The organism is Acidovorax sp. LjRoot66, assembly GCF_964253305.1.
Classification (GTDB): domain Bacteria; phylum Pseudomonadota; class Gammaproteobacteria; order Burkholderiales; family Burkholderiaceae_C; genus Acidovorax.
Window position 1 is genome coordinate 2,870,982 of the sequence record NZ_CAXUQU020000001.1, and the last position, 17,820, is coordinate 2,888,801.

17 protein-coding genes are annotated in these 17,820 nt (G+C 68.7%); 11 read left to right on the forward strand and 6 right to left on the reverse strand.

Features of this window, described 5'->3' with window-relative positions:
- Position 1: 1 nt before the first annotated feature.
- From ACSQ3Y_RS13185 to ACSQ3Y_RS13200, 4 genes are all read left to right on the forward strand, one after another.
- Entirely contained in the window at positions 2-754 is a 753-nt protein-coding gene (locus tag ACSQ3Y_RS13185) for a response regulator (protein WP_436177580.1), read from the forward strand.
- Complete coding sequence (locus ACSQ3Y_RS13190) at positions 747-2,081, forward strand: HAMP domain-containing sensor histidine kinase (protein WP_436177581.1); 1,335 nt, start codon at positions 747-749, stop codon at positions 2,079-2,081. Before ACSQ3Y_RS13185 ends, ACSQ3Y_RS13190 begins: the two co-directional genes overlap by 8 nt.
- 72 nt (positions 2,082-2,153) lie before the next feature.
- Complete coding sequence (locus ACSQ3Y_RS13195) at positions 2,154-3,515, forward strand: DUF1800 domain-containing protein (protein ID WP_436177582.1); 1,362 nt, start codon at positions 2,154-2,156, stop codon at positions 3,513-3,515.
- A 6-nt stretch (positions 3,516-3,521) separates the two neighbouring features.
- Positions 3,522-4,667: a DUF1501 domain-containing protein gene (locus ACSQ3Y_RS13200; protein ID WP_436177583.1), complete on the forward strand. Its 1,146-nt coding sequence runs from the start codon at positions 3,522-3,524 to the stop codon at positions 4,665-4,667.
- A 31-nt stretch (positions 4,668-4,698) separates the two neighbouring features.
- Here ACSQ3Y_RS13200 and ACSQ3Y_RS13205 read toward each other — a convergent pair whose 3' ends face one another.
- A complete protein-coding gene (locus tag ACSQ3Y_RS13205; RefSeq protein ID WP_436177584.1) occupies positions 4,699-5,277 on the reverse strand; it encodes a PadR family transcriptional regulator in 579 nt (192 codons plus the stop codon).
- Between the two features lie 182 nt (positions 5,278-5,459).
- On the opposite strand from ACSQ3Y_RS13205, the gene ACSQ3Y_RS13210 reads away from it, so the two are divergent.
- The 3 genes from ACSQ3Y_RS13210 to ACSQ3Y_RS13220 are packed head-to-tail and all read left to right on the forward strand — an operon-like array spanning position 5,460 to position 9,679.
- Positions 5,460-7,484, forward strand: a complete 2,025-nt coding sequence (locus tag ACSQ3Y_RS13210; protein ID WP_436180119.1) for an FAD-dependent oxidoreductase — start codon at positions 5,460-5,462, stop codon at positions 7,482-7,484.
- 28 nt (positions 7,485-7,512) lie between these two features.
- Positions 7,513-7,953 carry a nuclear transport factor 2 family protein gene (locus ACSQ3Y_RS13215; RefSeq protein ID WP_436177585.1) on the forward strand — a complete coding sequence of 147 codons (441 nt, stop codon included), beginning with the start codon at positions 7,513-7,515 and terminating at the stop codon, positions 7,951-7,953.
- 37 nt (positions 7,954-7,990) lie between these two features.
- The gene (locus tag ACSQ3Y_RS13220) at positions 7,991-9,679 is read left to right on the forward strand and encodes an AMP-binding protein (RefSeq protein WP_436177586.1); all 1,689 of its coding nucleotides are present in this window, start codon (positions 7,991-7,993) and stop codon (positions 9,677-9,679) included.
- A 171-nt stretch (positions 9,680-9,850) separates the two neighbouring features.
- Here the strand turns inward: ACSQ3Y_RS13220 and ACSQ3Y_RS13225 are convergent, their stop codons facing one another.
- The 3 genes from ACSQ3Y_RS13225 to ompR form a co-directional block, all read right to left on the reverse strand.
- Positions 9,851-10,147, reverse strand: a complete 297-nt coding sequence (locus tag ACSQ3Y_RS13225; RefSeq protein WP_436177587.1) for a HigA family addiction module antitoxin — start codon at positions 10,145-10,147, stop codon at positions 9,851-9,853.
- Positions 10,148-10,288: 141 nt separating this feature from the next.
- On the reverse strand, positions 10,289-11,821 hold the full coding sequence (locus ACSQ3Y_RS13230; RefSeq protein WP_436177588.1) for an ATP-binding protein: 1,533 nt from the start codon (positions 11,819-11,821) through the stop codon (positions 10,289-10,291).
- A 12-nt stretch (positions 11,822-11,833) separates the two neighbouring features.
- Complete coding sequence (gene ompR, locus ACSQ3Y_RS13235; protein ID WP_007859588.1) at positions 11,834-12,565, reverse strand: osmolarity response regulator transcription factor OmpR; 732 nt, start codon at positions 12,563-12,565, stop codon at positions 11,834-11,836.
- 217 nt (positions 12,566-12,782) lie between these two features.
- Between ompR and ACSQ3Y_RS13240 the strand changes: the two genes are divergently transcribed.
- Positions 12,783-13,499: an SIMPL domain-containing protein gene (locus tag ACSQ3Y_RS13240; protein ID WP_436177589.1), complete on the forward strand. Its 717-nt coding sequence runs from the start codon at positions 12,783-12,785 to the stop codon at positions 13,497-13,499.
- Between the two features lie 139 nt (positions 13,500-13,638).
- Here ACSQ3Y_RS13240 and ACSQ3Y_RS13245 read toward each other — a convergent pair whose 3' ends face one another.
- Complete coding sequence (locus tag ACSQ3Y_RS13245) at positions 13,639-14,415, reverse strand: SDR family oxidoreductase (RefSeq protein ID WP_436177590.1); 777 nt, start codon at positions 14,413-14,415, stop codon at positions 13,639-13,641.
- Positions 14,416-14,548: 133 nt separating this feature from the next.
- Between ACSQ3Y_RS13245 and ACSQ3Y_RS13250 the strand changes: the two genes are divergently transcribed.
- Positions 14,549-15,445 carry an AraC family transcriptional regulator N-terminal domain-containing protein gene (locus tag ACSQ3Y_RS13250; RefSeq protein WP_436177591.1) on the forward strand — a complete coding sequence of 299 codons (897 nt, stop codon included), beginning with the start codon at positions 14,549-14,551 and terminating at the stop codon, positions 15,443-15,445.
- 9 nt (positions 15,446-15,454) lie between these two features.
- Here the strand turns inward: ACSQ3Y_RS13250 and ACSQ3Y_RS13255 are convergent, their stop codons facing one another.
- Complete coding sequence (locus ACSQ3Y_RS13255) at positions 15,455-16,069, reverse strand: YdeI/OmpD-associated family protein (RefSeq protein ID WP_436177592.1); 615 nt, start codon at positions 16,067-16,069, stop codon at positions 15,455-15,457.
- Between the two features lie 138 nt (positions 16,070-16,207).
- On the opposite strand from ACSQ3Y_RS13255, the gene ACSQ3Y_RS13260 reads away from it, so the two are divergent.
- A complete protein-coding gene (locus tag ACSQ3Y_RS13260) occupies positions 16,208-16,480 on the forward strand; it encodes a helix-turn-helix domain-containing protein (RefSeq protein ID WP_057204782.1) in 273 nt (90 codons plus the stop codon).
- Entirely contained in the window at positions 16,470-17,702 is a 1,233-nt protein-coding gene (locus ACSQ3Y_RS13265) for a type II toxin-antitoxin system HipA family toxin (protein ID WP_436177593.1), read from the forward strand. Before ACSQ3Y_RS13260 ends, ACSQ3Y_RS13265 begins: the two co-directional genes overlap by 11 nt.
- Positions 17,703-17,820: the final 118 nt, after the last annotated feature.

A 17,820-nucleotide genomic window follows, 5' to 3' on the forward strand; every position in this document is an offset into this window, starting at 1 on the left:
CATGGCGACAACAACTATGACACCCACCGGGCCCGAGACCGTGCTGGTCGTCGATGACGATCCGGAAATCCGGCAACTGTTAGGGCAGTTCCTGGGCGCAGCGGGCGTGCGCACCCTGGTGGCCGCGCACGGCAGCGAGATGCGTGCGCACCTGCAGCAGCACCCGGTTGACCTGGTGGTGCTGGACGTGATGCTGCCGCAGGAAGGGGGCCTGGACCTGCTGCGCTGGCTGCGCGAGCACACGCGCGTGCCCGTCATCATGGTTACCGCGCTGGGCTCGCCCATCGACCGGGTGGTGGGGCTGGAGATCGGTGCCGATGACTATCTGGCCAAGCCGTTCGAGCCGCGCGAGCTGCTGGCGCGCATCCGCGCCGTGATGCGCCGGGCCCCCGCGCGAGTGGGCAGCGCTCCGTCCAACACCCTGCCCGGGCGGTTGCGCTTTGGTGCCTGGCGGCTGGACACGGCCTTGCGCGAGCTGCGGCACGAAGACGGCGTTGTGGTGCCGCTGCCGACGTCCGAATACCAGCTGCTGTGCGTGTTCCTCTTGCACCCGCGCAGCGTGCTGTCGCGCGAGCAGCTGGCCGAACTGGCGCAGGGCCGCGAGCTTGCGCCTGCCGGCCGCGCGCTCGATCTGCAGGTGTACCGGCTGCGCCAGCGCCTGCGCGATGCGGGCGATGCCCAGCTCATCAAGACCGTGCGCAACACCGGCTATGTGCTGGACACCAGCGTGCATGCGCTGCCACCCGATGCTTGACCGGCCCCTGCGTGCCTGGGCCGCCGTGCCGCTGCGGGTGCGCCTGCTGCTGTTGCTCTTGGCCGGGCTGTTGTCGGTGCAGGCGGCCAGCCTATGGTGGGCGCTGTCCGACCGCGCCGCCACGGCGCGGCAGGCGGCGCTGGTGCAGCAGGTACAGCGCGCCGCGGACATGGTGGCCGTGATCGAGGCCGTGGCCCCGGCGGACCGCGCTGCCGTGGTGGCGGCCCTGCCGTACCCGGCGCTGCGGCTCGGCGCGGAGCCCCTGGCGGACGCTGCCCCACCCGAGGTGCTGGCAGCGGTCAAGGAGGTGTGGGAAAGGCGCCTGCCAGGGCGGGCGGTTGCAGTCGTCGCCACCCGCGGGCCGCTGCAGCGCCCGCGCGGGCCGGCCGACATGCAGGGCCTGCGCATCGCCATGGGCACCACGCTGCGCGACGGCCAAGCACTGCAGGCCCAGGTGCAGGTGGCGCAACCGCGCTTGCGCACCGACGGCCTGCTGGGGCCCTTTGTGCTGGTCGCGTTGGTCACCTTGCTGCTGGTGATGCTGGCCATGCGCTGGGCACTGCGTCCGCTTGAGCAGCTTGCCAGCGGTGCACAGGCGCTGGGCGCCGGGCTGGAGGCGACGCCCCTGCCGGAGACAGGGCCCCCCGAAGTGCGGCGCGCCGCCGAGGTGCTCAACCGGCTGCATGCCCGGCTCAAGGAGCATGTGCAGGGCCGCGTGCAGGCGCTGGCGGCCATCTCGCACGACCTGCGCACGCCCATCACCCGCCTGCGCCTGCGCGCCGAGTTGCTGGCCGACCCGGACAGCCGCACCGCCTTTGCGCGCGACCTGCAGCAGCTTGACGAGATGGTGCAGGGCACCCTCGACTACCTGCGTGGCATGGGCGAGCCATCGCCTCTGGGGCCGGTGGACCTGGACGGCTTGCTGGCACAGGCTGTGGAGGATGTGGAGGCGCTGGGCACCGCGGTGCAGGGCCCTGATGCGACCGGCCTGGTCATCTGCGGCAACGCGCCTGCGCTGCGACGGGCGCTGGTCAACCTGCTGCGCAACGCGGTGGTGCATGCCTGCGAGCCCGGGCTGTCGGTGCAGGCCCAGGGCAAGCGGGTGCTGGTAGAGGTGACGGACCGTGGCCCCGGCATTCCCCAGGCCGATATCCCCCGCATGCTGCAGCCGTTCGAGCAGTTGGACCGCTCGCGCAGCGGCGCGCACGGCGCGGGCCTGGGCCTGGCGATTGCCAACGCGGTGGCCCAGCGGCACGGCGCCGCGCTGCGGGTGCGCAATCGAGAAGGGGGCGGCCTGTGCGTCACGCTGGAGCTGGCGCTGGCCTGACGCGGCCCACCCTTTACCTGTTTGAAACGCGCCGGACAACACCTTTGGCGCAGGCGGGGGAACAATCGCGGCATGAACCCCACTGCCCACGCCCTGAACCGCTTTGGCCTTGGCGCCCGGCCCGACGAGGCGCCCCCGGCTGACCCGCAACGCTGGTTGCTGGCACAACTGCAGGCCTATGAGCCCTTGCCCTCCGCCTTGAAGCCCCTGGCGCGCACGCCTGCGGCGGTAGTGGTGTGGAACGGCATGCAGCGCGCGGTGCGGCAGGCGCCCGAAGGGCAGCGCAGCGCGATCCGCGAGGCCTACCTGCGCCAGGGCAGCCGCGACTACCAGGCGGCGGTGGCGGCGCGCACCAGCAGCGCGCTGCAGACGCCCACGCCCTTCGTCGAGCGGCTGGTGCATTTCTGGTCGAACCACTTTGCCGTGTCGGTGGACAAACTGCTGATCATCGGCCTGGCCGGCAGCTTCGAGGCCGACGTCATCCGCCCGAATGTGCTGGGCCGGTTCGAGGACCTGTTGATGGCGGCCGTGCAGCACCCGGCCATGCTGCTGTACCTGGACCAGGCCCAGTCCACCGGCCCGCGCAGCCCCATGGCTGCGCGCGGCGAAGAGCGCCCGCAGGGCGGGCGGGGCCTGAACGAGAACCTGGCGCGCGAGATCATGGAGCTGCACACCCTGGGCGTGCGCAGCGGCTATTCGCAGGACGATGTGACCGAGTTCGCCCGCGCGCTCACCGGCTGGACCCTGCCCGGCGACCGGGCAGACAACAGCGCCGCCACATTCCGCTTTGTGCCCGCGCTGCACGAGCCCGGTGCGCGCACCATCCTGGGCCGCAGCTATGCCGAGGGGGGCGAAGAGCAGGGCCGGGCCGTGATCCGTGATCTCGCCAGCGCACCCGCCACCGCGCTGCACATCGCCCGCAAGCTGGCGCGGCACTTCGTGGCCGATGACCCCGCGCCAGCGCTGGTCCAGCGCCTGGCCGAGGCGTTCACGCGCACCGGGGGCGACCTTGCCAGCGTGTACCGTGAGCTGGTGGCCGCGCCCGAGGCCTGGCAGCCGGGCAGCGCCAAGTTCAAGTCGCCGTGGGACTGGGCCCTCTCCAGCCTGAGGGCGCTGGGGCAGCGCGCGCTGCCGCCGGCCCAGGCAGCGAACCTGATGGCGCAGCTCGGGCAGCCGGTGTGGCGGCCGGGCTCGCCGGCGGGTTTTGGCGACACAGCCGCCACCTGGGCGGCGCCCGATGCGCTGATGCGGCGGGTAGAGATCGCGCAGCGGCTGGCACAAGAGGCCGGCGACACCGTCGATGCCCGCACCCTGGCACCGCGCGTGCTGCCCGGCGCCTTGAGTGAGGCCACGGCCACGGCCATCGCGCGTGCCGAGAGTGGCGGATCAGCGCTTGCCTTGCTGCTGGTGTCCCCCGAATTCTTGAGGAGATAAAAAGCCATGCACCTGAACCGACGCAGTCTTCTCGGTGCCGGCACGCTGCTGGCCGCACCGCGCGTGCTCTTTGCCCAAGCCGCCAGCGAGCGGCGCTTCATCTTCATCATCCAGCGCGGTGCCGCCGACGGGCTGAACACCGTGATCCCGTATGCGGAGCCGGCGTATGCCCGCCTGCGCGGCGCGCTCGCCATCGATCCGGCAGCGGCGCTCAAGCTGGATGGCAGCTTTGCGCTGCACCCCGACCTGCCGCAACTGCACGCACTGTACAAAGCCGGTGAGGCCAGCTTTGTGCAGGCCCTGGCCTCCCCGTACCGGGACCGCTCGCACTTCGATGGCCAGAACGTGCTGGAGACCGGCGGCCGCACGCCCTACCAGTTGAAGGACGGGTGGATGAACCGCCTGCTGGGCATGCTGCCCTCCCGCGGCAGGGATGCGATCGCCTTCTCGCCCGCGGTGCCCCTGGCGCTGCAGGGCGGCGCCCAGGTCACCACCTATGCGCCATCGGCCTTGCCGGAGGCCAACGAAGACTTGCTCCTGCGGGTGCAGCAGCTGTATGCCCCCGACGCGCAGCTGCAGGCGCTGTGGGCGTCGGCGCTGCAGGCCCGCAGCATGGCCGGCGCTGCCATGGGCGGTGGCAACCGGCAGGATGCGGCGGCACTCGGCCGCATGGCCGCAGGCTTTCTGGCGCGCGCCGACGGGCCGCGCATTGCCATGATCGAGACCAGCGGCTGGGACACCCACAGCGGGCAGGATGCGCGGCTGGCCTTTCAGCTGCGCAAGCTGGACGGCCTCATCGGCGCGCTGCGCGAAGGGCTGGGCACCGCCTGGGCGAACACCGTGGTTCTGGTGGCCACCGAATTCGGGCGCACCGTGGCGGCCAACGGCACCGGCGGCACCGACCACGGAACCGCTGCGGCAGCCATGCTGGTGGGCGGCGCGGTGCAAGGCGGGCGCATCCTGGCCGACTGGCCGGGGCTCGCACAGGCCGTCCTGCTGGAGGGGCGCGACCTCAGGCCCACCCTGGGCCTGGACACCCTGGTGGCCACGGCCTGCGCCGAGACTTTTCAGCTCGACCCAGAACGCACGGCACGGGTGTTGTTCCCAGGCGCATCGCAGGACCGGCCGCTGCCCCGGTTGCTGAAGGCGTAGAGGCCTCGAAGGCCGCGCACAGGTGCAGTGCCTACGCCCCGCTTTTGTGGGCGGGGTCGGGCCGGCTGGAGGGCGATGGCAAGGGCTCCTCCAGTATCTCCAGCGCCTCCTTCGATATCGCCAGCGACAGCTCCTCCTGCAGGATGCCGGCCTTGAGCACCAGGTGCTGCAGGCGGCGCTCGCGGCTGAGCTCCTTGCCCACAAAGTCGCGCTGCTCGATGCGCTGGTAGACGGCCAGCTTCTCCTGGTGCAGTGCCATGAGGCGGGCGATTTCCTTGTCCAGCCCGGTGGGGCCGATGGCGGCTTCGGCGCGCAGGCGCACCATGAGTTCGTCGCGCAGGGGCGTGGGGTCGTGCTGTTCGGCGATCCAGCGGCGCAGCTCCTTGCGGCCTGCGGGCAGCAGGCGGAACTGGCGCTTGCGGCCGCGGCCGGTCTCGGCCGGCAGGGCCTCGATCCACAGCGCCTCTTCGAGCCGCGCCAGCTCGCGGTAGATCTGCTGGTGCGTGGCGTGCCAGAAGTAGCCGATGGACTTGTCGAAGCGCTCGGCGAGTTCCGAGCCCGAGCAGGGGTGCTCGACCAGGGCGGTGAGGAGGGCATGGGGCAGGGACATCGGGCGGAAGGAGGCAGCCAGGAATTCGGAATCCCCGATCTTGCCTGAATCGCGGAGGGCTTCATTTGTTTCTGCAACCAGTTGCATAAACAGCGCGCCAAGGCTATATTTGTGCAACTGGTTGCATAAACAAAAGGAGAACCACGATGAACGCCGTCCTCGCACCGACCCGGGAGCCGTCCATGGCTTCCCCCTATCCCCACCTGCACGCCCCGCTGGACCTGGGCTTCACCACGCTCAAGAACCGCGTGCTCATGGGCTCCATGCACGTGGGGCTGGAAGAGGTGGCCAACGGCTTCGAGCGCATGGCCGCCTTCTATGCCGAGCGGGCGCGCGGGGAGGTGGGGCTCATCGTGACCGGTGGCATTGCGCCCAACGAGCGTGGCCGGCCCATGCAGGGCGGGGCCATGCTGGTCAACGAGCACGAGGCCGAACAGCACCGCAAGGTGACTGCCGCCGTGCATGCCGAGGGCGGCAAGATCGCGATGCAGATCCTGCACTTCGGCCGCTACGCCTACCACCGCGACCTGGTGGCCCCGAGCGCGCTGCGCGCACCCATCAACCCCCATGTGCCGCATGCGCTCACGGCCGACGAGGTGGAGCAGACCATCGAAGACTTCGTGCGCTGCGCCGCGCTGGCCCAGCATGCGGGGTATGACGGTGTGGAGGTCATGGGCTCCGAGGGCTACCTGATCAACGAGTTCATCGCCGCGCGCAGCAACCAGCGCGATGATGCATGGGGCGGCAGCTATGCCAACCGCATGCGCTTTCCGGTGGAGATCGTGCGGCGCACGCGCGAGCGGGTGGGGCCCAACTTCATCATCGTCTACCGCCTGTCCATGCTCGACCTGGTGGAGGGTGGCTCCACGCTGGCCGAGGTGATTCAATTGGCCCAGGCCATCGAGGCGGCGGGCGCCACCATCCTCAATACCGGCATTGGCTGGCACGAGGCACGCATCCCCACCATCGCCACCAAGGTGCCGCGCGCGGCCTACGCGTGGGTGACCCAGCAGGTGATGGGGCAGGTGGGCATACCGCTGATCACCTCCAACCGCATCAACACGCCCGAGGTGGCCGAGCGCCTGCTGGCCGAGGGCTGTGCCGACATGGTCTCGATGGCCCGGCCGCTGCTGGCCGATGCCGACTTCGTGCGCAAGGCGCGCCAGGGCCGGGCCGACGAGATCAATACCTGCATCGCCTGCAACCAGGCCTGCCTGGACCACACCTTCGGCGGCAAGATCACGAGTTGCCTGGTCAACCCCCGTGCCTGCCACGAGACGGAGCTGGTCATTGCCCCCGCCATTGCCAAAAAGCGCATCGCCGTGGTGGGCGCCGGGCCCGCAGGGCTGAGCTTTGCCGTCACCGCCGCGCAGCGCGGCCACGCAGTGGTGCTATTCGACGCGGGCAGCGAGATCGGCGGTCAGCTCAACATCGCCAAGCAGGTGCCGGGCAAGGAAGAGTTCTACGAGACCCTGCGCTACTACCGCCGCCAGCTGGAGCTGCATGGCGTGGAGGTGCGCCTCAATACCCGCGTGGCTGCGCAGGACCTGGCGGGCCAGGGCTATGACGAGGTGGTGGTGGCCACGGGCATACAGCCGCGCACGCCCGATATCGAGGGCATCACCCACCCCAAGGTGCTGAGCTACCTGGACGTGCTGCGCGACAAGAAACCCGTGGGCCAGCGCGTGGCCGTGATCGGCGCGGGCGGCATCGGCTTTGACGTGGGCGAGTACCTCACGCACGAAGGCGAGAGCGGGGCGCTGGCGCCCGCCAAGTTCAACGATGAATGGGGTATCGACACCGGCTACGCCCAGGCCGGCGGCCTGCGCGCGGCGCAGGTGGAGGCGCCCGCGCGCCAGGTGCATCTGCTGCAGCGCAAGGCGAGCAAGGTGGGCGACCAGTTGGGCAAGACCACGGGCTGGATCCACCGCACCTCGCTGAAGGCGCGCAACGTGGGCATGAGCTCGGGCGTGGCCTACGACCGGGTGGACGACGCCGGCCTGCACATCACCATCGACGGCCAACCGCGCGTGCTCGACGTGGACCACATCGTGGTCTGCGCCGGCCAGGAGCCCCTGCGCGAACTGTACGACGCGCTGCTGGCCGCGGGCCAGAGCGCCCACCTCATCGGCGGCGCCGACGTGGCCGCCGAGCTCGATGCCAAGCGCGCCATCCTGCAGGGCACTACGCTCGCCGCCGCCATCTGATTCACCAACGAAAACCCAGGAGACATCCATGACCGAAGCCCCGAAGAACATCCACCCCGCCGTTGCCCGCTCGCTCGACACCTGGCACCACATGGTGGCCAGCCGCGACCTGTCGAACCTGCTGTCCATCGTGCACCCCGATGCGGTGTTCCGCTCGCCCATGGCCAACACGGCCTACACCTCGGCCCCGGCGCTGATGCTGGCCCTGTCCACGGTGATCCAGGTGTTCGAAGACTTCACCTACCACCGCCAGCTGGCCACCGACGACGGCCTGAACATCGTGCTGGAGTTCAGCGCGCGCGTGGGCGACAAGCAGCTCAAGGGGATCGATCTGGTGCGCTTCAATGAAGCCGGGCAGATCACCGAGTTCGAAGTCATGGTGCGCCCCTTGAGCGGCCTGCAGGCGCTGGGGGCCGAAATGGGGGCGCGGCTGGGGGACAAGTTGCCGGCCTTCAAAGCCAAGGCTTGAAGCATTCATAAAAAAGAAGAAACAGGAGACAAAGCCCATGATCGCCACCACCGCGCCGCCGCCATCCATGCCCTGGGAGGGCTCCTACCCCGAGGCCCTGCGCAACTACCAGCTCGACCTGGCGACGCTGCCCGCCAATGCCGCGCAACTGGCGGCACAGGCCGCTGCCGACCACGGGGACCAGCCGGCATTCGCCTTCGTGCTGCCCACGGGGGCCAACGTGGTGCGCAGCTTCCGGCAGATCGATGCGCTGTCCGACGCCTTTGCCGCCTGGCTGGTGCGCGAGCAGGGGCTGCAGGCGGGCCAGGTGCTGGCGCTGCAGATGCCCAACTGCCTGCATTACCCCATCGCGGTGTTCGGTGCATGGAAGGCCGGGCTCATCGTGACCAACGTGAACCCGCTGTACACCGGGCGCGAGCTGCGCCTGCAGCTCGAAGACAGCGGTGCGAAGCTGCTGCTGGTGTGCGACATGTTCCTGCCGGTGGCGCAGCCCGTGGCCGAGGCACTGGGTGTGCCGGTGCTCACCGCCAGCCTGTGGGACTTTTTCGAGGAACCGGTGGCGTCGGCCATCCGCGCCAAGATGGCGGGGCCTGCCGATGCCGATGCCGATGCAACGCCGTTGCCGCGCATGGCCGACGCGCTGGTGCGCGGGCAGGCGCTGGCACCCATCGACCTGCGCAGCCACCCCGTGGCGCTGTACCAGTACACGGGTGGCACCACCGGGCGCAGCAAGGGCGCTGTGATCACGCACGGCAACATTCTGGCCACCTTGCGCATCACGCGCGATTTTCTCGATGCCTACGATGGGCCGAAGCGCGGCGAGACCATGCTCACCGTGCTGCCGATGTACCACGTGTTCGCCTTCATGGTGAACTTTCTCGTGTTCTTTCAGGTCGGTGCGCGCAACCTGCTGGTGCCCAGCCCGCGCCCGTTGAGCAACCTGCAAAAGACCTTCGAGCAGTTCGAGGTGCAGTGGACCGCCGGGGTGGACACGCTGTTTGCCGGCCTGCTGGCCGAGCCCTGGTTCCAGGCCGCGCCGCCCAAGCTGCGCTATGCCTTCTCGGGCGGCACGGCCCTGCGCAGCTCCACCGCGCAGGCCTGGCAGGCCGTGGTCTGCCCCATCCTCGAAGGCTATGGCATGACCGAGACCTCGTGCATCGTCTCGTGCAACCCGCCCTCGGCCACGCCGCGCCTGGGCACCGTGGGCGTGCCCATGCCGGGCTGCCGGGTGCGCGTGGTCGATGACCAGGGGCGCGACCTGCCCCAGGGCGAGCGCGGCGAGCTGCTGGTGCAGGGCCCGCAGGTGGTGGGCGGCTATCTGCATGCGCCCGAGGACAGCGCCAGTGCGCTGGTGGGCCGCTGGCTGCACACCGGCGACATCGCGCAGCTGGAGGAGGGCGGTTTCATCCGCATCGTGGATCGCAAGAAGGACATGATTCTCGTCTCGGGCTTCAACGTCTATCCCAACGAGGTGGAGGATGTGCTGGCTGCCCACCCCGACATCGCCGAGGCCGCCGTCATCGGTGTGCCGGATGCCGGCACCGGCGAGGCCGTGCGCGCCTTCGTCGTGCCGCGCAACCCGGCGCTGACAGCCGAGGACGTGGAGCGCCACTGCCGCACCCAGCTCACGGCCTACAAGGTGCCGCGGCAGATCATTTTTCGCGAGCAGTTGCCCAAGTCACCGGTGGGCAAGATATTGCGGGCGTCGTTGCGCGAGGCGGCCTGACGAGCCTTGGCGCAGCAAGAAAAAGAGGGCCGGGCCAGGATGGCGCGGGCCTCTTGCCAACCGGGCAGCAGGCAAAGTCAATCCGCCGGCGTGTCGCAAGGCACTGCCGCAATGCGGATGACGGACGCGAGGAACACCCTGGCCGGGAGGATCTGAGCCGCGGTGGCGTGCTCAAGCCGCTGCAAACGGCTCGATGGTCGCCAGGTCCGCAGCGATGGCTGCCCGCGCTGTGTCGGCATCGTACTGGCTCTGCAGGTTTAGCCAGAACTCAACGGTGGTCCCGAAAAAGCGTGCCAGACGCAGGGCAGTGTCTGCAGTGATCGACCGGCCCTCCTTGACGATGGCTGCGATACGCGTCTGCGGCACATGGATGGCCTGGGCCAGACGGTACTGGGTGATTCCTATGGGCTCCAGGAACTCCGTGGCGAGGATCTCGCCCGGGGTGGGGAGGGTGAGAGACTTGCTCATATCAGGCGACCTTACTGCACCCATGAAGACCTGGTGCCAAGAGTATCCGATGCATGGCTTGTCGCGTTGCCAGTGCGGCGCAAAAAAAAGAGGACCGGGCCAGGCAGGCGCGGTCCTTTTTTTCGTGGCGGGAACAGGTGCCTACACTTTGTCTTCCGCCCGCCGGCGCGGCAGGTGCCGCTTGATGCTGGGGCGCTGCAGGCGCTGCTTGGGGTCCACCCCATCGGGCAGCTCGCTGGCGCGCTGCAGCTGGATGTGGGCCACCAGGCCGCCGGTGCTGCTGTTGGCCAGCGCGAAGATGCCGCCCATGCGCTGCACCGTCTTGTCCACGATGGACAGGCCCAGCCCCGCGCCGGCAGCGGCGGTGCGGGCCGAGTCGCCGCGGAAGAAGGGCTTGGTGAGGTTGGACAGCTGCTCGGGCGGCACGCCCAGGCCGTGGTCGCGGATCTTGACCAGCACCCAGTTCTCGCGGCCCTTGGCGACGATGTCGACGTTGGCCACGCCGGTGTCGTCGCCCTTGCCGTAGCGGCGCGCGTTCTCCAGCAGGTTGGAGATCACGCGGGCCAGCTCCACCTCGTCGGCCAGCACGTTCAGGTCCTCGGGGATGGTCATGGCGATCTGCAGCTCGCGGTGGTCCTGCACGGCGTACACGCACGACGAGACCACGGCATGCAGGTTGACGGGCGTGAGGGTCACGTGGTCGGGCCGCGCGTAGTCAAGGAACTTGTCGATGGTGGCATCGAGCTGCACGATGTCGGCCACCATGTGCTCGCGCGCCACGTCGTCGTTCACGCTCATCTCGGTTTCGAGCCTGAGGCGCGCCAGCGGCGTGCGCAGGTCGTGCGAGATGCCGGCCAGCATCACCGCGCGGTCTTGCTCCAGTTTGGCAAGCTTTTGCGCCATGCGGTTGAAACCGATGTTCACCTCGCGGATCTCGCTGGTGACCACCTCTTCATCGAGGTGGCTGGCGGCAAAGTCGCCGTCGCGCACGCGGTTGGCGGCGTACGACAGTTGCTTGAGCGGCCGGTTGATCAGCCGGGCAATGGCGGCCGCACCCGCCAGCGACAGCGCGCCTGCGGTGATGAGCCAGATGAGCCAGGTGCGCCCGCCCGCAGGGCTGAAGCGCGAGCGGTCCATCAGCAGCCAGTTGGGGTCGCCGTTGATGTTGAAGCCGACCCACAGGCCGGGCTCGCCGTTGACGCTCTGGGCCACGATGGTGTCGGGCCCCAGGCGCTGGGTGAGCTCATCCGTCAGGCGGTTGCCCAATGCCGTGCTGTCGAGCAGGGCGAATTGGTCCTTGGGTTCGCGCGGGAGGATGCGTACACCCTCCTGGTCGGCCATGGTCTTGATGAGCGAGACGCGCGCGATCGCGTCCGAGTGCACCAGCGCGGCGCGGCTCAGGTTCACCAGCGAGGCGATCTGCTGCGCGGTGTGCAGGGTGCGGGGCTCGAACTCGAGCGCGCGCAGCGTTTGCAGCCACGCCAGGATGCTGCCCACCAGCAGCAGGGCCAGCAGGAAGAAGGTGCGCCAGAAGAGGTTGAGCCCGACGCGCGCCTTTTGCTCGCGCGCCAGGCGCACGGCTTCGAGCGGGGCCGGGCTGGTGGCATCGGTCGGCGCGGTCACGGAGGGAGAAGGGCGCGGTGCAGACCGCCCCTTGGCGCCGGAAATGGACATATCCCTCGATTATCAGCTCGTGCCGTCCGGCACGAACACGTAGCCCACACCCCACACGGTCTGGATGTAGCGCGGCGCGGCGGCGTCCACCTCGACCAGCTTGCGCAGGCGCGAGACCTGCACATCAAGGCTGCGGTCAAAGGGCTCGAACTCGCGGCCACGGGCCAGCAGGGCCAGCTTTTCGCGCGACAGCGGCTGGCGCGGGTGGCGCACGAGGGCCTTGAGCATGGCGAACTCGCCGGTGGTCAGGGGCAGCTCTTCGCCGCTGCGCTGCAGGGCGCGGGTGCCCAGGTCGAACGTGAAGGGGCCGAAGTTCACCACCTCGTTGTCGCCCGATGGGGCGCCCGGCGCCTCCTGCGCGGGGCGGCGGCGCAGCACGGCGTGCACGCGGGCCAGCAGCTCACGGGGGTTGAAGGGCTTGCCCAGGTAGTCGTCGGCGCCCACTTCCAGGCCCACGATGCGGTCCACGTCCTCGCCCTTGGCGGTGAGCATGATGATGGGCGTGCGGTCGTTGGCGGCGCGCAGGCGGCGGCAGATGGACAGGCCGTCTTCGCCGGGCATCATCAGATCGAGCACGATGAGGTCCACCGTTTCGCGCAGCAGCAGGCGGTTGAGGGCCTTGCCGTCTTCGGCGACCATCACCTCGAAGCCTTCCTGCGTGAGGTAGCGGCGCAGCAAGTCGCGGATGCGTGCGTCGTCGTCCACTACGAGAATCTTGTCGGTGCGGTTGGTTGTTGTGGCCATGTTGATCCCAAGTCCAATTTGTAACAGAGCCGATTCTGACTACTTGGAACGCCAAAGTTCGGTTTTTGGGGTCATCTTTGACCAACTGTTACAAGTTTTGCGGAGCTTCGCACAGTTGCCACCCCCTGTTCACCGGGGGTGTTGCCACAGCGGTTATTGTGGCGGCCTGCGTGGCCCGGTTGCTGGCCGCGCCCCTTTCATCGACGAAGGTTTACCCATGAAAAGAATCGCCATCCGCCTGATCACCACCGCCGCCTTGCTGGCCTGCGCCGGTACCGCCATGGCCCAGGCCACGGCGCCGCAGGAGCTTCGCAATGTGGTGCAGCTGTCGGCCACGGGCACCGTGGAGGCGCAGCAGGACCTGCTGGTGGTCACCCTGGCCACCAGCAAGGAAGGCACCGACGCCAGTGCCGTGCAGGCCCAGCTCAAGCAGGCGCTGGACGCCGCCCTGGCCGAAGCCAAGCGCAATGCCCAGCCCGGCCAGCTGGATGTGCGCACGGGCCCCTTCGGGCTTTACCCGCGCTATGCCAAGGACGGCAAGATCAACGGCTGGCAGGGCCGCGCCGAGCTGGTGCTGGAGGGGCGTGACTTCTCGCGCATCACCACCACGGCCGGCAAGGTGCAGACCATGGCCATCAGCCAGGTGGCGTTTGCCCTGTCGCGCGAGGCCCGCGCCAAGGTCGAGGGCGAGGCCCAGACCCAGGCCATCGAGCAGTTCAAGTCGCGCGCGGCCGAGCTGGCCAAGGGCTTTGGCTTTGCCAACTACAGCCTGCGCGAGGTGGCGGTGAACAGCAACGAGATGTCCCCCGGCCCGCGCCCGCGCATGATGGCGATGGAGGCCAAGGGATCGTCCTTCTCCGACTCCGCCGTGCCGGTCGAGGCAGGCAAGGCGCAGGTGGTGGTCACCGTCTCCGGCTCGGTGCAAATGCGCTGAAGCCAAGCTCCCTTGAAATGGAAGTTCCAGGACTCTCGCGGGTCTGCGTTCAGCCGGAGAGCTAGGCGGAGAGCCGCAGACAGCGCCGTGGCACGGCAAGGCTCTCCAGCGACGCTATCCGGTTGAAGGCAGGCCCGCTTTACAGGGCCTGGCCGCCGGAGACTTCGATGCGCTGCGCGGTGACCCAGCGGTTGCTGGCATCGAGCAGGCTGGCCACCATGGGGCCGATGTCGTCGGGCACGCCCACGCGGCCCAGGGCCGTCATCTGGGCGAGCTGCTGGTTCAGCGCGGGGTTGTCGCGCACCACGCCGCCGCCAAAGTCGGTCTCGATGGCGCCGGGCGCCACCGTGTTCACCGCGATGCCGCGCGCGCCCAGCTCCTTGGCCAGGTAGCGCGTGAGCACTTCCACGGCGCCCTTGGCCGCTGCGTAGGCGGCATAGCCCGGCAGGGACAGGCGCGTGAGCCCGGTGGAGAAGTTCACGATGCGCCCGCCGTCGGCGATCAGCGGCAGCAGCGCCTGCGTGAGGAAGAAAACCCCCTTGAAGTGCACGTTGACCAGGCGGTCGAACTGGGCCTCGCTCGTCTCGGCAAACGCGGCGTAGTCGCCATGGCCGGCGTTGTTCACCAGGTGGTCGATGGTGCTGCGCTGCCAGGTGGCCTGCAGCGCTGCGCGCAGGCGCTCGGTGAAGGCGGCGAAGCCGCTCACGTCGCCCGTGTCCAGCTGCAGGGCCACGGCCTTGCGGCCCAGGGCGGTGATTTCGGCAACCACGGCCTGGGCTTCGTCGGCCTTGCTGTGGTAGGTGACGACCACGTCGCCGCCGGTGCGGGCGATGCTCAGCGCGGTGTTGCGGCCCAGGCCCCGGCTGGCGCCGGTGACGAGGGTGATGGTGGGGGTTGCGGTGGTGGTGGATGTCATGGTTGGGCTCCTGTGGGTGACGGAATCCAGTGTCTGGCCAGAGCCCCTGGCGGTGTTGCCGAAACCCCTTCAATTCTTGCCTGATTCTCCAAAACCAGTGCCAAAGCTCCTACAAAGCGTTACGCTTGGCAGCATGACGTCACCTTTGCTCTTCGAGGCCGTGAGCCGCTATGCCGATGCCCATGCGCGCCAGCCCGGTGTGCTGCCCACCCCCATCCCGGGCATGACCCTGGTGCGCGCCACCGAGCCCAGCGGGCTGTTGCATGCCATCTCGCACCCGCTCATCTGCCTGGTGCTGCAGGGCAGCAAGCAGGTGACCATGGGGCCGCAGACCTTCGAGTTCACGGTGGGCGAATCGCTGCTGATCACGGCCGATGTGCCCACGGTGAGCCAGATCACCCGCGCCAGTGCGGCCGCGCCCTACCTGTCGATCGCGCTGGAGCTGAGTCTGCCGGTGATCGCCGACCTGTCGGCCCAGATGGGTGCCGCGCCCCTGGGCGACCACGCCCCGGTGCGCGTGGACCCCACCGACGCCGAGGTGGCCGACGTGGCCCTGCGCCTCATGCGCCTGCTGGAGCGGCCCGAGGCCGTGCCCCTGCTGCACGCCCCCCTGGTGCGCGAGCTGCACTACTGGCTGCTGGCCGGCCGCCACGGCGCCGCCATCCGCCGCCTGGGCTGGCCCGGTAGCCACGCCCAGCGCGTGGCCCGCGCTGTGGCCGTGCTGCGCACCGATTTCGCCCAGCCCCTGCCGGTGGAAAGCCTGGCCGCGCTGGCGGACATGAGCCCCTCGTCCTTCCACCAGCACTTCAGGGCTGTCACCTCGCTGTCGCCCCTGCAGTTCCAAAAGCAGCTGCGCCTGATCGAGGCGCGCCGGCTCATGCTGTCCGAGGGCGCCAGCGCCAGCAGCGCGGCGTTTGCCGTGGGCTACGAGAGCGTGCCGCAGTTCACACGCGAGTACGGGCGCCTGTTCGGCCTGCCGCCGGTGCGCGACACGCAGGCCGCAAGGGGGAGGGCGCGGGAGGCGGCGTGAGCCGAGGCTTCAGGACGCCTCTTTCGCCTTTTTGCCTTGCGGATAGATCGTCTCTCCCCGCGCCAGCATCTCGACAAAGGTTTCAATCTTCTTCTTGCGCCCCGCCTCGGTCTTGAGGTTGTGCACCCGAAACGCCAGCGCAAAGCGGTTCTGCTCGGTCAGCGTGGCCAGCATCTCGCGCGCCTTGGGGTCGGCATCGATGCCGGCCTGCAGGTCGTCGGGGATCTTCAGGCCCTTGCCGCTGCCATAGGCCCGGTCCCACCGGCCATCGGCCTTGGCGGCATCGACATGCGCCAGGCCGTGCGGCGTCATGCGCTTTTCCTTGACCAGGCGCGCGACGTTGTCGACGTTGATCTGGCTCCACACGCTCTTCCTGCCGCGCGGGGTGTAGCGCTGCAGGTAGCTGGTGTCGTCCAGCCCCTTGCGGATCGCGTCGATCCAGCCCCAGCACAGCACCACGTCGATGGCTTCCTTGGGCGCAATAGAGGGCAGGCCCGATGCGAGCTTGTGGATCTTGATCCAGACCTCGGTCTCCTGGTCATGGTGGTGGCCCAGCCAGGCGTAGAAGGCCTGGGCGTCGGCGAATTCATGCACCTTGGTGGGGTCGACGATGACGGCTGCCATCAGCGATTGCGCCCAAGGGGCTGCGTCGTGTCGAGGGCCATGGGAACCTTTCGCAATGCCGGCTTGCGCCAATGCAGAAATCCTAGCATTGCAAGTTATGACTGGCAAGTGATGCATTTTTTGCGTAATATGCAAGCCATGACTGACAAAATAAGGCTGCCGGATGAACTGGGTGCGCAATTGCGCGAGCGCCGGGAGGCCTTGGGCATGAGCAAGTCTGCACTGGCCGACAAGGCGGGCAAGGTGCGCGAGGTGGTCTACCGGCTGGAGGCGGGCGAGGACACCACTGTGTCTTCCCTTCTGGCCGTTCTGGGGGCCCTGGGCCTGGCGATGCGTATCGAAAGCGCGGGCATGCCTTCGGCGCACGAGGTATCGCGCCGTTTCATGGACGACGATGGCGATGCTCCCTGAAAAGATTCGCCTGCTGGATGTCTCGATTGGTGGCCGGCTCAACGCGGGCCAGCTGCTCAAGGCCTCCACGTATGAGTTTCGCTATCTCACACCGGACCCGGGTCAGCCGGCCGTGGCCCTGCTGATGCCACCCGCAGGGCAACTGACCTGGCAGGACGGCGACCTGTTCCCTGTCATGGACCAGAACCTGCCCGAAGGCGACCTGTTCATGCGTATCCGCGAGCTGTTCCCCAAGCAGCCGATGACGCCCATGCACATGCTGGCATTGGTGGGGCGCAATGGTATCGGCCGGCTGGGCTTTGGCCTGCCGGGGCAGGCCGCAGCGCCCATGCCCCGTACATTGAGCAAGAGCGCGTTGCTGGGCACGCGGTACACACCTGCGGTTTTCGACGAACTGGTGGCGGCCTACCTGAGCACGGGCGCTGGCATTGCCGGCATGCAGCCCAAGATCATGGTGCCCGACCGCCCGACGGTGCCCATTCCTTCGCTCATCGTGAAGGCCGCCAGCCCTGCCTACCCGGGCCTGGCAGCCAACGAGTTTCTGTGCCTGAGCGCCGCCAGGCAGGCCGGCATCGGCGTGCCATCGTTTGCCTTGTCCGACGATGGCCAGATGCTGGTGCTCGACCGCTTCGATCTGGTGGTGCAGGGCGATGGGCAGGTGGAGCGGCTGGGCTTCGAGGACATTGCGGCGCTGGCGGGTCTGCGCGTGCGCGACGTGCTGTCTGACCGCAAATACCAGGGCAGCTACCAGCGCGTTGCCGAGCTGCTGCGGCAGTTGCAGCTGCACAGCGACAACCTGCACCGGTTCTACGAGCAGGTGGCGTTTTCGGTGATGGTGCGCAACGGCGATGCTCACCTGAAGAACTTCGGGTTGTTGTACCGTTCAGCCACCGAGGCCTGGCTGGCGCCCATGTTCGATGTGGTGACGACCTCCATCTACCGCTACACCCAGTACGCGGGCGGGCCTGAGCTGGAAGACAGGACGCTGGCGCTCAAACTGTTTGCCGGCAGGCACCGCACCAAGACCTACCCGACCACTGAAGAGTTGCTGGAGTTTGGCCGCAAGGTATGCGGCGTGGCCCAACCTGCCCTGGTGCTTGCACGCATTGCCGATGCCATGCGCACCACCCTGCAAGAGGCCAGGGGTGACCCGCGGGTGCCGAAGTCGCTGTGGCGGGACATGTCACAGGCCTGGGACGAAGGCCTGGCGCACGCGCGCTGAAAACGCTGCGTTACTTACTTAGAGCGGCTAACAAAACTCTTCTGGCGTCGTTGCTGCGCCTTGTCGTACTAACGTACTGCCTGCGGCGCAGCGCCTAGCCAGAACCGCTTCGCTGAGT

Coding starts and splice junctions, on each gene's coding strand:
- ACSQ3Y_RS13265 (WP_436177593.1), top strand. CDS start 16,470: ATGCTCCCTGAAAAGATTCGCCTGCTGGATGTCTCGATTGGTGGCCGG.
- ACSQ3Y_RS13250 (WP_436177591.1), top strand. CDS start 14,549: ATGACGTCACCTTTGCTCTTCGAGGCCGTGAGCCGCTATGCCGATGCC.
- ACSQ3Y_RS13185 (WP_436177580.1), top strand. CDS start 2: ATGGCGACAACAACTATGACACCCACCGGGCCCGAGACCGTGCTGGTC.
- ACSQ3Y_RS13220 (WP_436177586.1), top strand. CDS start 7,991: ATGATCGCCACCACCGCGCCGCCGCCATCCATGCCCTGGGAGGGCTCC.
- ACSQ3Y_RS13190 (WP_436177581.1), top strand. CDS start 747: ATGCTTGACCGGCCCCTGCGTGCCTGGGCCGCCGTGCCGCTGCGGGTG.
- ompR (WP_007859588.1), bottom strand. CDS start 12,565: ATGGCCACAACAACCAACCGCACCGACAAGATTCTCGTAGTGGACGAC.
- ACSQ3Y_RS13240 (WP_436177589.1), top strand. CDS start 12,783: ATGAAAAGAATCGCCATCCGCCTGATCACCACCGCCGCCTTGCTGGCC.
- ACSQ3Y_RS13215 (WP_436177585.1), top strand. CDS start 7,513: ATGACCGAAGCCCCGAAGAACATCCACCCCGCCGTTGCCCGCTCGCTC.
- ACSQ3Y_RS13195 (WP_436177582.1), top strand. CDS start 2,154: ATGAACCCCACTGCCCACGCCCTGAACCGCTTTGGCCTTGGCGCCCGG.
- ACSQ3Y_RS13230 (WP_436177588.1), bottom strand. CDS start 11,821: ATGTCCATTTCCGGCGCCAAGGGGCGGTCTGCACCGCGCCCTTCTCCC.
- ACSQ3Y_RS13210 (WP_436180119.1), top strand. CDS start 5,460: ATGGCTTCCCCCTATCCCCACCTGCACGCCCCGCTGGACCTGGGCTTC.
- ACSQ3Y_RS13245 (WP_436177590.1), bottom strand. CDS start 14,415: ATGACATCCACCACCACCGCAACCCCCACCATCACCCTCGTCACCGGC.
- ACSQ3Y_RS13205 (WP_436177584.1), bottom strand. CDS start 5,277: ATGTCCCTGCCCCATGCCCTCCTCACCGCCCTGGTCGAGCACCCCTGC.
- ACSQ3Y_RS13260 (WP_057204782.1), top strand. CDS start 16,208: ATGACTGACAAAATAAGGCTGCCGGATGAACTGGGTGCGCAATTGCGC.
- ACSQ3Y_RS13225 (WP_436177587.1), bottom strand. CDS start 10,147: ATGAGCAAGTCTCTCACCCTCCCCACCCCGGGCGAGATCCTCGCCACG.
- ACSQ3Y_RS13255 (WP_436177592.1), bottom strand. CDS start 16,069: ATGGCAGCCGTCATCGTCGACCCCACCAAGGTGCATGAATTCGCCGAC.
- ACSQ3Y_RS13200 (WP_436177583.1), top strand. CDS start 3,522: ATGCACCTGAACCGACGCAGTCTTCTCGGTGCCGGCACGCTGCTGGCC.